At 72.4% G+C, this 13666-nt stretch carries 12 protein-coding genes; 9 read left to right on the plus strand and 3 right to left on the minus strand.

Annotation, left to right across the window (positions count from 1 at the left end; genetic code table 11):
* The first annotated feature begins 173 nt into the window (after positions 1 to 173).
* The gene (dgt, locus tag AB0A74_RS34795; protein ID WP_358256296.1) at positions 174 to 1739 is read left to right on the plus strand and encodes a dGTP triphosphohydrolase; all 1566 of its coding nucleotides are present in this window, start codon (positions 174 to 176) and stop codon (positions 1737 to 1739) included.
* A gap of 184 nt (positions 1740 to 1923) precedes the next feature.
* Complete coding sequence (locus AB0A74_RS34800) at positions 1924 to 4677, plus strand: S8 family serine peptidase (RefSeq protein WP_358256298.1); 2754 nt, start codon at positions 1924 to 1926, stop codon at positions 4675 to 4677.
* Positions 4678 to 4818: 141 nt separating this feature from the next.
* Here AB0A74_RS34800 and AB0A74_RS34805 read toward each other — a convergent pair whose 3' ends face one another.
* Positions 4819 to 5796, minus strand: a complete 978-nt coding sequence (locus AB0A74_RS34805; RefSeq protein WP_343934957.1) for a helix-turn-helix transcriptional regulator — start codon at positions 5794 to 5796, stop codon at positions 4819 to 4821.
* A gap of 316 nt (positions 5797 to 6112) precedes the next feature.
* On the opposite strand from AB0A74_RS34805, the gene AB0A74_RS34810 reads away from it, so the two are divergent.
* The gene (locus AB0A74_RS34810; protein ID WP_358256300.1) at positions 6113 to 6679 is read left to right on the plus strand and encodes a hypothetical protein; all 567 of its coding nucleotides are present in this window, start codon (positions 6113 to 6115) and stop codon (positions 6677 to 6679) included.
* Positions 6676 to 7341 carry an acVLRF1 family peptidyl-tRNA hydrolase gene (locus tag AB0A74_RS34815; RefSeq protein WP_358256302.1) on the plus strand — a complete coding sequence of 222 codons (666 nt, stop codon included), beginning with the start codon at positions 6676 to 6678 and terminating at the stop codon, positions 7339 to 7341. Before AB0A74_RS34810 ends, AB0A74_RS34815 begins: the two co-directional genes overlap by 4 nt.
* Here AB0A74_RS34815 and AB0A74_RS34820 read toward each other — a convergent pair whose 3' ends face one another.
* Positions 7342 to 7983, minus strand: a complete 642-nt coding sequence (locus tag AB0A74_RS34820) for an NAD(P)H-dependent oxidoreductase (RefSeq protein WP_358256304.1) — start codon at positions 7981 to 7983, stop codon at positions 7342 to 7344.
* 735 nt (positions 7984 to 8718) lie between these two features.
* Between AB0A74_RS34820 and AB0A74_RS34825 the strand changes: the two genes are divergently transcribed.
* Positions 8719 to 9234, plus strand: a complete 516-nt coding sequence (locus AB0A74_RS34825; protein WP_358256305.1) for a SigE family RNA polymerase sigma factor — start codon at positions 8719 to 8721, stop codon at positions 9232 to 9234.
* A complete protein-coding gene (locus AB0A74_RS34830; RefSeq protein ID WP_358256309.1) occupies positions 9227 to 9745 on the plus strand; it encodes a hypothetical protein in 519 nt (172 codons plus the stop codon). Before AB0A74_RS34825 ends, AB0A74_RS34830 begins: the two co-directional genes overlap by 8 nt.
* Positions 9746 to 9806: 61 nt before the next feature.
* On the opposite strand, the gene AB0A74_RS34835 is transcribed toward AB0A74_RS34830, so the two are convergent.
* On the minus strand, positions 9807 to 10592 hold the full coding sequence (locus AB0A74_RS34835) for an SDR family oxidoreductase (protein WP_358256311.1): 786 nt from the start codon (positions 10590 to 10592) through the stop codon (positions 9807 to 9809).
* A gap of 150 nt (positions 10593 to 10742) precedes the next feature.
* Here AB0A74_RS34835 and AB0A74_RS34840 point away from each other — a divergent pair, with 150 nt between their 5' ends.
* From AB0A74_RS34840 to AB0A74_RS34850, 3 genes are all read left to right on the plus strand, one after another.
* On the plus strand, positions 10743 to 12371 hold the full coding sequence (locus AB0A74_RS34840; protein ID WP_358256313.1) for an ABC-F family ATP-binding cassette domain-containing protein: 1629 nt from the start codon (positions 10743 to 10745) through the stop codon (positions 12369 to 12371).
* 82 nt (positions 12372 to 12453) lie between these two features.
* On the plus strand, positions 12454 to 12756 hold the full coding sequence (locus AB0A74_RS34845) for a helix-turn-helix domain-containing protein (RefSeq protein ID WP_281276665.1): 303 nt from the start codon (positions 12454 to 12456) through the stop codon (positions 12754 to 12756).
* Positions 12757 to 12822: 66 nt separating this feature from the next.
* The gene (locus AB0A74_RS34850) at positions 12823 to 13644 is read left to right on the plus strand and encodes an enoyl-CoA hydratase/isomerase family protein (protein ID WP_358256315.1); all 822 of its coding nucleotides are present in this window, start codon (positions 12823 to 12825) and stop codon (positions 13642 to 13644) included.
* Positions 13645 to 13666: the final 22 nt, after the last annotated feature.

Consider the following 13666-nt stretch of genomic DNA (forward strand, 5'->3'; position numbering starts at 1 on the left):
AACCCGGTAGTTAAGCCTTCCAGCGCCGATGGTACTGCACTCGTGAGGGTGTGGGAGAGTAGGACGCCGCCGAACATTCTTTCCCTCAGGGGCACTCGACGAGTCGGGTGCCCCTGAGGGCTTTTTGCGTTCCCAGGAGTGCCGTCGCCGCGCGGGCGGACTACTTTCTTGCCATGCACCGCGACCACGATCCCCGCACGTCCCGCAGGTCCGGCGGCACGGGAGGCGGCACGGCCGACCTGGCCACCAGCCCGTACCGCGTCGACCGCGACCGCGTGGCCAGTTCGCCGTTCTTCGCCCGCCTCGGCGGCGTCACCCAGGTCGTCAGCTCCACCGGGTCCGGTCTGCTGGTGCACAACCGGCTCACGCACAGCCTGAAGGTCGCCCAGGCCGCGCGGGCCATCGCGGAACGCCTGAACACCCGTCCCGATCTCGTCGGCGTCATCGACAAGCTCGGCGGCTGCGACCCGGACGTGGTCGAAGCCGCCGCCCTCGCGCACGACCTCGGCCACCCGCCGTTCGGGCACCTCGGCGAGCAGGTCCTCGACCGCCTGGCCCGGCACCGGTTCGGCCTGTCCGACGGGTTCGAGGGCAACGCCCAGTCATTCCGGATCGTCACCACCACCGACGTCCGGGGACCCAAGGCGCTCGGCCTCGACCTCACCGTCGCAGTCCGCGCGGCCATGCTCAAGTACCCGTGGACGCGGCTGTCCCACCCGACCCCGCATCCGCGCGACCTGCCCGCCCCGCCCCGCGGTGCCGCCGAACCACTGGACGCGCCGGGCACGGGTGCCGCGAAGTTCTCCACCTACGTCACCGAGTTGGACGACCTGACCCAGGCCCGCGAGTTCTACGCCGGCCGGCTGGAACCGTGGCAGCAGACCGTCGAGGCGTCCGTGATGGACACCGCCGACGACATCGCCTACGCGATCCACGACCTGGAGGACTTCCACCGCGTCGGCGTCCTCCAGCACGCGACCGTCTCCGCCGAACTCAACACGTGGCTGGACCAGGCCCTCGACCTCGCCGAGCTGAGCGCCGCCGACCTCGCCGCCCAGCACCGCCGCCCCGGCCGGTCGCTGGAGGCCCTGCGCCGCCGCCTGCACGCCAAGGACTCGTGGGCCGTGGACGACGGCGCGTTCGCCCAGGCCGTCGCGAAGGTCCGGTCCGAACTGGTCGACGGGCTGCTCGCCGTCCCGTTCGACGGGTCGGTGGAGGCCGAGCAGGCGGTCGCGGGGTTCTCGTCGCGGTGGACGCGGCGGCTGGTCGACGCGGTCGGCGTCATCGAGGAGCCGACCACCCGCTCCGGGCACGTCGTGCTCGCCACCGCCCAGTGGCACGAGGTGCAGGTGCTGAAGTTCGTGCACCGCCGGTTCGTGCTGCTGCGCCCGGACCTCGCGCTGCACCAGCGCGGCCAGGCCCGACTGCTCACCGCGTTGGTCGAGGCGTTGGAGCAGTGGGCGACCGACCGGCACGAGGCCGACCGCCTGCCGCGCCGCCTGCACGACCTGATCGAACTCGCCACCGCCGAGTACACCGCGTTGGCGCGCACCGACCCCGGCACGCTGGTGGGCGCGACCGGCGACGGACCGTCCGGACCGGACGCCGTTCGGGCGCTCGCGCGCGGCCGGGCGGTGGTGGACTTCGTCGCCTCGCTGACCGACAACCAGGCCGCCGCGCTGCTCGACGCGGTGTCCGGGCGGACCGGTCAGCTGTGGACGGACGCTTTCGTACTGTGAACTGTGATGGGTCTTACCGTCTGAGAAGTAGGCCGAACGGTGGCAGACGGTAAGTATCCGTGCGCAATACGTTGACCCCTCCGATCGGAGACATCCGGTCGCCGGCCGCGTGCGTCGGGGGCACGCCCGAAAACTGGGGGAGACGCCTGTGCGCTCACCGAATCGCAGATCCCGAAGAAACCACGTGCTCGCGGCGGGGGCCGCGGCGCTGCTGACCCTGCTCGGCTCCGTGACACCGGCGTCGGCGGACCCGCCGAAGGCGTCCAAGGGCGTCGAGGAGAAGACCGCGCTGCAGATCGCGGCGCTGCAGGACATCAAGCGGACCGCGTCCAAGGCGGAGTCCAAACTGGACAGTGCGCTGCTGGTGGAGCAGCGCCGCCGCGTCCCCGGCGGGATCGGCAAGGTCCCGCACCTGAACACCGGCGTGAAGGTCCAGCCGGGCGGCACCGTCCTGGTGGACGTCCGCGCCCACGAGGTGACCGACGACCTGGTCGCCGCCGTCCGCGGCACCGGCGCCGCGATCCGCTCCACCTCCGTGGCCGGCAAGACCGTCCGCGCCCAGGTCCCGCTCTCCGCGTTGAGCGCCCTGGCCGCGCGCGCCGACGTCCGCCGCGTCGAGGTCGCCGCCGAGTGGAAGTCCTTCCACAAGCAGGACCCGAAGGACGCGAAGGTCCCGTCCAAGGAGGACAAGGCGAAGGAGGTCGAGGAGCGCACGCTGGCCGCGCTGTCGGCCCGGGTCGCCGCGCCCAAGGTCGGCGAGGGCGACCGGGCGCACGCCGCCGACACCGCGCGCCAGACCCACCGCGTCACCGGCACCGGCGTGAAGCTGTGCGCGATCTCCGACGGCGTGGACGGGCTGCTCGCCTCGCAGACCGCCGGCGAACTGCCCGCCGTGGACGTCCTGACCAGCCAGGAGGGTTCGGGCAGCGAGGGCACCGCGATGCTGGAGATCCTCCACGACATCGCGCCCAACGCCGAACTCGGCTTCGCCACCGCGATCAACGGCGACGCGAGCTTCGCCGACAACATCCGCGGCCTGCGCTTCCAGCTCGGCTGCGACGTGATCGTGGACGACATCCTGTACTTCAACGAGAGCCCGTTCCAGGACGGCGTGATCGCCCGCGCCGTGGACGAGGTCGTGGCCGCCGGCGCGGTGTACTTCTCCTCCGCGGGCAACGAGGGCAACGTCGCCGACGGCACCTCCGGCCACTGGGAGGGCCGGTTCGTCGACTCGGGCGTGGGCATCGGCAAGTTCGCCGGCACCGCGCACGACTTCAACCCCGACCCGGGCGCCAAGCAGGTGTTCAACCCGCTGTCCGACCGGTCCGGCAACGTGCCGGTGACGCTGTTCTGGTCCGACCCGCTGGCGTCGTCGTTCAACGACTACGACCTGTACCTGGCCAACGCGCAGGGCAACGTGGTGGCGTTCAGCCAGAACAACCAGGACGGCGTCCAGGACCCGTACGAGCGGTTGCAGACCCCGGCGGGCGCGACCGGTCTGCGGCTGGCCGTGGTGAAGTTCCGCGGTGAGGACCAGTACCTGTCGCTGTCCGCGCTCGGCGGCCGGTTCAAGGACTCCTCCGACGGTCTCAAGGGGTACGCCACGTCGGGCGTGACCCGCGGGCACTCGGCGGCCAAGGGCGCGATCAGCGTGGCCGCCGCCCCGGCGAACAACCCGCTGCCGTTCGACCTGGAGCCGGGTGACCCGGCCAACCCGCGCGGCCCGTACCCGAACGCGTTCGACGGCACGCAGAAGCCCGAGCGGTTCACCTCCGACGGCCCGCGCCGGGTGTTCTTCGCCCCCGACGGCACGCCGCGCGAGGAGGTGCGGCAGAAGCCGGACCTGACCGCGGCCGACGGCGTCGCCACCTCCGTGACCGGCTTCAACCCGTTCTTCGGCACGTCGGCGTCCGCGCCGAACGCGGCGGCGATCGCGGGTCTGATCCTGTCCGGCAACCCCGGTCTGACCCCGGCCGAGGTGCGCGAGGCGCTGACCACGACCGCCCTGGACATCGCCGAGGCGGGCGCGGACAACCGGACCGGCGCGGGCATCGTGCGCGCGGACCTGGTCCTGGCCTACACGGGCGCGTCGCCGCAGCCGCTGGCCAAGGCGCAGCGGCCGTCGGTGGCCAACGACGCCGACGGCAGCCAGTACCTCAAGCCGGGCACGACGGCGACGGTGACCGTGCCGGTGGCCAACGTCGGCGACGGCACGGCCGCGTCCACCAGCCTGGTGCTGACCTCGCCTACCGCCGGGGTGACCATCGCGCCGCGGTCGAAGTACTACGGCAACGTCGAGGTCGGGCAGACCGTGACGAACACGTTCAAGGTGACCGTGCCCGCCACGGCGCAGCTCGGCCTGCCCGTGCGGTTGGACGCCCGCGTCACCTTCGCGGGTTCGACCTCGCCGACGACCAGCACGTTCAACGTGCCCGTGGGCGAGCCGTCGCGGGAGAGCAAGCACTTCGCCTACAGCGGTCCGGTCGTGGCGATCCCGGACAACGACGCGACCGGCGCGTCCGTGCAGATCCCGGTGACCGGGGTCGGGCGCGGGTCGAAGCTGACCTTCTCGGTGGACGGCGCGACCTGTTCCGCGGTCGAGGGGGCGACGACGGTGGGCATCGACCACACGTTCACCGGTGACCTGGTCGGCACGCTGACCTCGCCGTCCGGGGCGACCGCCACGGTGTTCTCGCGCAGCGGCGGCACCGGCGCGAACCTGTGCCAGGTGGTGTTCGACGACTCGGCCGCGAAGGCGTACTCGACGGTGACCGCGAGCCTGGCGCCGTTCACCGGCACGTGGCGGCCCAACAGCCCGTTGGCGGCGTTGTTGGCCGAACCGGTCGACGGCACGTGGACGTTCAAGGTGGTGGACCAGGTGGCGGCCGACAAGGGCTCCATCCGCGCGGTGTCGCTGCACCTCAACGGTTACGTCTGATCGACGCCGGTAACGGCCGCTTGAAGGATCGGCCCCGGTGCCACGGGGCCGATCCGCCGGTCGGGGCAACGCGTTGGTGCGAAGAAGGCCCCCGGAGGGTTCTCCGGGGGCCTTCGCGACTTCGGGTCGGCAACACGACCTTTACTTCGGCCACTCCCAGCGGATGCCGAACACGCCCGGACCGAAGCCCAGCGCGACCGCGTGCACGCCGCCGGCCGCGTCCAGCGCGAGGTTGCGCCGCCGCGACGGGGTGTCGTCGCCGGCCGGGACGCTGAACTGCTGGCAGCGGGCGGGCAGGTACGACTGGTCGAAGCGCACCTCGATCACGTACTCCCGCACCGGCAGCCGGAACTTGCGCGCGAACGTGTTGTTGCCGGCCGGGTAGTGGCCCTCGGCGAACAGCAGCTCGTACTCCATGATGATCGTCTCGCCCCTGGTCAGGGGGCGGTCGAACATCAGCTCGGCGACCATGATGTTGGCGTCGGTGTCCTCGGCGTAGCGGCCCAGGTGGCAGTTGCGCAGGTTGACCACGTCCGGCAGGACGTCGGACTCCTCGGTCTCGAACACCAGCGCCCAGCGGTCCGGGCCGTCCTGCTCGGCGCGCAGGATCTGGCGCACCCACACCGAGCGCTGGCCGCCGTCCGCGGCGATCTCGATGCGGTCGTGCTGGCTGATCCGGCCCAGCTTCACGTCCGAGGACGTGTCCACCTTCTGCAACAGGTTCGCGACCCGCTCACGACGCGCCCACAGGGCGTCGATCGGCATCATCGTCGTCGGGCGCGACCGCCTGCCGCGCGGGCGCGGCGGCCCGAGCAGCGCCGACAGGCCGGCCTGCGGCACGCCCAGCACGGTCTCCAGGTGGCGCAGCGCCTCCAGCGACTCGGGTCGCTCGGGGCGGCGGCGGCCCGACTGCCAGTAGCTCAGCGTGGCGACGCTGATGGTGACCCCGCGCAGGGCGAGCCTGTGCTGGATGCGGTCGAGACTCAGCCTGCTGGCCTTGATCGCCGCTCTCAGCGCCTCCGGGAAGGGTCCCGTGGTCAGGAGCTGCGCAAGACTGCCGTGGCCCGTCGAGTCGAGGTCGTCGACGGACAGGTTGGGTCGACCGGCAGCGTTGGTCATCGTGACTCCCCGCTGTCATTAGATCACGCCCCAGTGACCCTACCCGCCAACGCAGTGCGGTGGTGCCTACCAGGTGGAGTCAATGGTTGGTCCATACGGGTCACGAGTTCACTGGGGTGGCACTCGATCTGTCAAGTGGTGATTGCCTGTGGTCTGGAATCTGTAAACCCGTCGGTAACATTGTGCACGAGATTCCGGAGGTCGTGGTACTGGCCCCCTTCGGGATCGGTTGAGCGGTGGTGGTGGCCGCGCTGCGTGACGCGGCCACCACGGCCCGTTTGGCGTAACCCGATCGGTTGGCCCTACTGTGTGCCCGGTGACCGACCTGGTGCCCGTTCCGGACGACCCGTTGAGCGAGGTCGCCGCCGCCGTCCTCGGGGCGGGGGAGCACCAGGTGGTGGACCTGCTCGACGTCGTGCGCGAGCCCGCGCCGGTGGGCGTGGACGTGGTGCGGGCGGGTGACGACCTGCTGCCTCGGTTGGCGCACGAGAACGCCCTGTCCCACGCGTTGGCGCTGGCCCGGAAGGCCCTGCGGCCCGGCGGGCTGCTGGTGGCCGCGGTGCCCGAACTGGACCGGTTGAGCAGGCTGCGGCCCACCGCGCCGCCGCCGCGGGTGTCCGGGCGCGGGCGGGACCGGCAGGTCACCGTGCAGCTGTGGGACTGGGCGGCGGACGGCGAGTCCTACGCGCTGGAGGTCGTGCGGCTGGTGCGCGGGGAGACGTCCTGGGAGGTCGCGAACACCGTGGCCACGCGGCACCGGGTGCTGACCGCGGAGCAGATCTCCGACGAGCTGTCCGGCGCGGGGTTCGGGGCGGTCCAGCGGCTCTCGCCCGCCGAGTGCGGCTACCTGCTGCCCGTGTGGGTGGCCGTGGCGCCGGCATGACCAAGGTCCGCCCGGTGTCCGGGGGCGGGCGGGCGGTGGAGGTCGAGCCCGAACGCCTGGCGGGCTGGTTCGAGCGGTTCTCGGCTCGTCACGGCGGTGTGGTCGCCACTTCGGTCAGCGCTTCGTCGTTCGTGGTGACGGCGGTGGACGGGGCTTCGGCCGCGGTCTCCTCGGCGTTCGGGGAATTCACCCCGGTGGGTGACTCCGATGGTCTGGCGCTCGACGCGTTGCTGATCCGGGCGTCGGCGAGCCGGCGGATCGGGCTGGTGCTGGTGCGGCTGGGCGGGCACAGCGTCGGGGTGGCGGTGGACGGGTCGGTGGTGACGTCGACCACCGACAGCCGTCAGGTGCACGGGCGGAACAAGGCGGGCGGCTGGTCGCAGCAGCGGTTCGCGCGCCGGCGGGAGGGGCAGGCGCGGGTGGCGCTGGCGGCGGCGGCCGACGACGTGGCCCGGGTGCTGGTGCCCGTGCTGGACTCGCTGGACGCCGTGGTGCTGGGCGGTGACCGGCAGGCGCTGGACGTGCTGCGGGCGGACCGGCGGCTGGCCGGGGTGTTCGCCCTGGCCTCGCCGCGGGTGCTGGACGTGCCCGAGCCCCGGCGGGCGGTGCTCGACGAGGCCGCCCGGCGCGCACGGGCGGTGGAGATCGTCGTCCGCGACTGATCACGGCGTGCCGGCGGTCTCCCAGGTCTTGGCGGCATCGCGGGCCGCGGCCGCCGCGGTCCGGCGGGAGTCCTCGACGTCGCCCAGCACGGTCGGGTGGTGCCGGATGGCGGTGACGTCGGTGATGCCCGCCCAACGCAGCCAGTCGTCGAAGAAGGTGGACTGGAAGTCGGTGCCGAACGCGGTCGGGAGGCCCGGCGCCCACACGGCGCTGGTGTAGACGACGGCGGCCTTCTTGTTCTTCAGCAGGGGCTGGTAGCCGGTCTGCGCGTCGAATCCCCAGGCGAGGCCGGGCTGGGAGACGACGTCGACGAACTGCTTGAGGATGTACGGGATGCCGGCGTTCCACATGGGGACGCTGAACAGCAGGCGGTCGGCGGCGTCGAACCGGTGGAAGGCGGCGATGACGGCGTCCCACGCGTGCTGTGCCGCGCCGGTCGGGGTGCCGCCGCGGATCAGCGTCATCTTGGCCTCGGTCTCGGCGGGACCGAAGGCGGGCAGGGTGCCGTCCCACAGGTCCCAGTGCTCGACTTCGTCGTCGGGGTGGGTTTCGCGGTAGGCCTCCACGAAGGCCGCGGCGATGGCCAGGGACTCGGACTCGGCGCCCCGAGGTGAGGCGGAGATGTGCAGCAACTTGCCCATGGTGCTCCTTCGCGTCCTTGCGGCTCTCTTCAGGCGGACTGCGGTCCGCTTGTTCTGACAGTAGCGGACCGTGGTCCGCTTCGGCAAGGCTCCGGAAATTGATCGAACTCGTGACAACCACCGGGCGGCCCAACCGCATGGATAGGGGTGAAGGGCCCCGCGAGGAGGTGGTCCACCAAGCGAAGGAGCAGGTCATGCGCACTCGACTTGTCCTGGCGGCCGGTGCCGTCGTCGTCGGCGGCATCGCCATCGCCGTGCCCGCGCTGGCGGGAACGTCCGGCGAGCCGACCCCGTCCCCGGTGCCGACCACACCCGCCCCCACTGCCTCCGCCCCCACTGCCTCCGCTCCCACCGTCACGCCCGCGCCCTCCGCGCCGCCGGCGGTCACCCCCGCACCTTCGCTCCCGCCGTCGGCGACACCCGCACCGGCACCGCCCGCGGTGACGCCGGCACCTTCGCTTCCGCCGTCGGGCACACCCGCTCCGACACCGCTTGCCGTGACGCCCGCGCCTTCGCTTCCGCCGTCGGCCACACCCGCGCCCGCGCCGCCCGCGGTGACGCCCGCGCCGCCGGCACCGCCGTTGGCGTCCCCGGCCTCGACGCCGGGTCCGCTGGAGCCGGTCCCCGCGCCGGCCCCGCCCGTCGGCGTGGCCCCACTCCCGACCACCCCCGGTGAGCCCCCGGTCAGCCCTCCGGCCCCGACCGCGCCCGCCCCGAACCCGAGGCGATGACGGCGTGAATTGGGACGCGGAGTTCACCGAACACTTCGACCGGTGCGCCGACTCGATGCGCTTCACCGCGTACTTGTTGTGCGGCAACCACCACGAGGCCGAAGACGTGGTGCAGACCGCGTTCCTCAAGCTGTACCTGGCCGGGCCGAAGCTGGTCCGGCGCGAGGGCCTGGAGCCCTACCTGCGGAGGATCGTGGTGCGCACCTTCATCGCGGAGCGGCGGCGGGTGCGGTGGCGGCGCGAGCAGTTGCGCGACGAACTGCCCGAGCAGGCTCAGGCCCCGGTGCTCAGCGAGGACAAGCTGGTGGTCTGGGACGCGCTGCGGGCGGTGCCGGCCAAGCAGCGCGCGGTCCTGGTGCTCAGGTTCTGGCACGACCTGGGCGTGGAGGAGACGGCGGCGGCGCTGCGCTGCACGGTCGGCACCGTCAAGAGCAACACCAACCGCGGCCTGAAGGCGTTGCGGCGGCGGTTGGGTCCGGCGTTCGAGGAACTGTGGCAGGAGGTGTCACGCGGTGCTTGAGGACCGTTTGAAGGAGTTGTTCGACGAGCTGAACATCAAGCCGAGGCCGAGCACGTTCGGCGCGGTGGACATCGTGTGGCACGGCCGGCGCATCCGCACCCGCCGCCGGCGCCTGGCCGTGGTCAGCAGCGCCCTGACCACAACAGCCCTGGTGGCGGCGGCCGGCTTCGCGCTCAACCAGCCGAACGGCACCACCACCCCGGGCACCGGCACCCCACCCACCTCGACCTCGACCACCCCACCCCCCGACCAGCCCCACACCACACCCGCCCCCGACCAACCCCAACTCACACCACCGCCGAGCCAGCCACCCACCGCGCCGCTGCCCAGCCAGCCGCCGGTCGCCCCGGCTCCGCCCAGCGCCACCCCCAACCCGAACCCGGACTCCAACCCGGCTCCACCCGACCTCGGCTCACCGCGGGGCAGTTCCCCGCCGGGGGCGAGCGCGGCCCCGCCCGCTCCCGGCACCACGCCGCCCCTCTCGACGGCTCACCTGGTCCCGACCGGCTGAGCCGGGGGGCGACCGGCTGAGCCAGGGGGCGACCGGCTGAGCCAGGGGGCGACCGGCTGGGTCAGGCCAGGGTGCCGGTCGCCAGCAGACCGCCGTCCACCCGGACGGTCTCGCCGGTGATCCACGACGCCCCGTCCGAGACCAGGAACGCCACCAGGCGGGCGACGTCCTCCGGCGAGCCGAGGCGCTTCATCGGGTAGTGGCCCGCGGCCTCCTCCTCGCGGCCCGTGTAGAGCGCCTCGGCGAAGCGGGTCTTCACCACGGCCGGGGCCACGGCGTTCACCCGCACCTTCGGGCCGAGTTGCCACGCCAGCTCCTCGGTCAGCCGGATCAGCGCGGCCTTGCTCGCCCCGTACGCCCCGATCACGCCGGTCGACCGCAGGCCGCCCACGGACGCCACGTTCACCACCGCGCCGCCGTGCTCCCGCATCCACGCCTTCCACGCCAGCTGCACGAACCCGAGCGCGGCCACGACGTTGACGTCGAAGATCTTCTGCACCGCGCCCAGGTCGGCCTCCATGAGCGGGCCGAAGACCGGGTTGATCCCGGTGTTGTTCACCAGCACGTCGAGCCGGCCGAACCGCTCGACCGTCCGGGTGACGGCCTCCTCGCGGTCGTCGGCGTGGCCAGCGTTGCCCGGGACCGCGAGCACGCGCGACTCCGGCACGCCCGCCTCCTCCGCCAGCGACCGCGCCGCCGCCGCGACGGCGTCCGGCTTGCGCGAGGTGATGGTGACCGACGCCCCGCGCGTGAGCAGCTCCCGAGCCACGCCGTAGCCGATGCCCCGGCTCGCGCCGGTGACCAGTGCCGTCCTGCCCGCGAAGTCCGCGCCCTCGATGCTCGTCATGCGCGAAATGTATGCCGGTGGACACACGCGGCTAATTCGGTGGCGCCCCACCCGTAGACTGGTGGGGTGGTGGTCTTGATCGAGTAGGTCCGGTGCGTGTCCCAGCCGCACTGTTGACCCCGCACGACCACAACCCACCGGAGTTCCGCCTTGATCACCGCAACCGATCTTGAGTTGCGCGCGGGTTCGCGCATCCTGCTGTCCGACGCCACCCTCCGCGTCCAGCCCGGCGACCGCATCGGCCTCGTCGGCCGCAACGGCGCGGGCAAGACCACGTCCCTGCGCGTCCTGGCCGGCGAGGGCCAGCCCTACGCGGGCGAGGTGCGGCGCACCGGCGACCTCGGCTACCTGCCGCAGGACCCGCGCGAGGGTGACCTGTCGGTCATCGCCAAGGACCGCGTGCTGTCCGCGCGCGGCCTGGACCAGCTGCTGCGCGACATGGAGAAGATGCAGTCCACCATGGCCGAGCTGGTGGACGACGCCGAGCTGCAGGCCGCCGTGCGCAAGTACGGCAAGCTGGAGGAGCGCTTCGCCGCCCTCGGCGGGTACGCGGCCGAGAGCGAGGCCGCCCGGATCTGCTCCAACCTGGGCCTGGCCGACCGCGTCCTCGCGCAGCCGCTGCGCACCCTGTCCGGTGGTCAGCGCCGCCGGGTCGAGCTGGCGCGCATCCTGTTCGCCGCGTCCGAGGCGGGCGTGGGCGCGAAGTCCAGCACGATCCTGCTGATCGACGAGCCGACCAACCACCTCGACGCCGACTCGATCGCGTGGCTGCGCGGGTTCCTCAAGAACCACGACGGCGGCCTGGTCGTGATCAGCCACGACGTCGAGCTGCTCGACGACGTGGTCAACAAGGTGTGGTTCCTCGACGCGACCCGCGGCGAGATCGACATCTACAACATGGGCTGGAAGAAGTACCTGGAGGCCCGCGCCGCCGACGAGAAGCGCCGCCGCCGCGAGCGCGCCAACGCCGAGAAGAAGGCCGGCGCGCTGATGGCGCAGGCCGACAAGATGCGGGCGAAGGCGACCAAGGCGGTGGCCGCGCAGAACATGGCCCGCCGCGCCGAGAAGCTGCTGTCCGGCCTGGAGGAGACCCGCCAGGCGGACAAGGTCGCGAAGATCCGCTTCCCGCAGCCCGCCGCGTGCGGCCGGACCCCGCTCACCGCCGAGGGCCTGAGCAAGTCCTACGGGTCGCTGGAGGTGTTCACCGGCGTCGACCTGGCGATCGACCGCGGCTCGCGCGTGGTGATCCTGGGCCTCAACGGCGCGGGCAAGACCACCCTGCTGCGCCTGATCGGGCGGATGGAGCAGCCCGACACCGGCGAGGTCGTCCCCGGTCACGGCCTGAAGGTGGGCTACTTCGCGCAGGAGCACGAGACGCTCGACCACCAGGCCACGGTGTGGGAGAACATCCGCCACGCCGCCCCGGACGTGCCCGAACAGCAACTGCGCTCGCTGCTGGGCACGTTCCTGTTCAGCGGTGAGCAGCTCGACCAGCCCGCGGGCACCCTGTCCGGCGGCGAGAAGACCCGGCTCGCGCTCGCCGGCCTGGTGTCCAGCGCCGCGAACGTGCTGCTGCTCGACGAGCCGACCAACAACCTCGACCCGGCCAGCCGCGAGCAGGTGCTCGACGCGCTGCGCCGCTACGAGGGCGCGGTCGTGTTGGTCACGCACGACCCCGGAGCGGTGGAGGCCCTTGAGCCCGAGCGGGTGATCCTGCTGCCCGACGGAACCGAGGACCACTGGTCCGAGGAGTACCTGGAACTCGTGCAGTTGGCCTGAGCAACAGGTTTCAGTCGCATCACGGTAGATCCACTCTCCGTGTTCGCCCCTCACCCGATCGACCGCTCGCCGATCTTTTCGCATGATCGCCTGGCGTTCTTGGTCGCCGTGTTCGATCATTGCGACGACAGGGGCTTTCACGGCCCGACCTGCTGTCTACGGAAGGCGGGACAAGGTGGCTGACCTGAAGAAGGGCGCCCGGATCACCGGCGCCACGCGGGACAAGCTGGCCGCTGACCTGAAGAAGAAGTACGAAAAGGGCGCGAGCATCCGGGCGTTGGCCGAGTCCACCGGACGCTCCTACGGCTTCGTGCACCGGGTGCTCAGCGAGTCCGGTGTGCAGCTTCGCGGTCGCGGTGGCGCCACCCGCACGAAGAAGAAGTAAGCTACCCTCCGGTAACAACGGGCGTCGAGGAGAGACGGCGCCGGCCTGAACCCGGAGGTAACGCGCATGTCGGCACCGACCACCATCGACGCCGGCCTGCTGGAACGCGGAGGCGTGCGGCTCGTCGTCGACGGACCGCGCGCGACGATCACGCTCGACCGTCCCGACGTGCTCAACGCACAGACGCCGTCCACCTGGACGGCGTTGCGGACGATCGGCGCGCTGCTGGACCCGGACGTCCGCGTCGTGGTCGTCCGGGGCTCCGGTCGTGCCTTCTCCGCCGGTCTCGACCGGCGGATGTTCAGCGGCGCCCCGGTGGAGGGCGAGCCGGGCCTGTCGGAGATCACCCTCCGCGGGCCCGAAGGCGGCGCGGCGTTGATCGCGGAGTTCCAGGAGGGTTTCCGCTGGCTGCGCGACCCCTCCCGGGTGACGATCGCCGCCGTGCACGGGCACGCCATCGGCGCGGGCTTCCAGCTCGCGCTGGCGTGCGACTTCCGCGTGGCGGCGGACGACGTGCAGTTCTGCATGGCCGAGACGTCCCTGGGCCTGGTCCCCGACCTGGGCGGCACCCTGCCGCTGGTGAGGCTGGTCGGGTATTCGAGGGCGGCCGAGATCTGCGTGACCGGTCGCCGGGTCGGCGGCGAGGAGGCCGAGCGCATCGGCTTGGCCAACCGCGTCGTCCCCGGCGACCGCCTCGACGCGGCCGTGGACGACCTGGTCGCCCAGGTCCTGCGCCCCATGCCGGGCGCCGTCCGCGAGACCCTGGCACTGCTGGCGCACGCGGCGGACAACGCCACCGAGCAGTCCCAGCTCCAGGCGGAACGCGAGGCCCAGGTCCGCCGCCTGACCGAACTGACCGCCCTGGCCACAGCCACCACCACCGCCTGACCCACCCCCACCCTCACCGACA

The sequence above is a fragment of the Saccharothrix sp. NPDC042600 genome (genome assembly GCF_040647305.1).
GTDB classification, from domain to species: Bacteria; Actinomycetota; Actinomycetes; order Mycobacteriales; family Pseudonocardiaceae; genus Actinosynnema; species Actinosynnema mutabilis.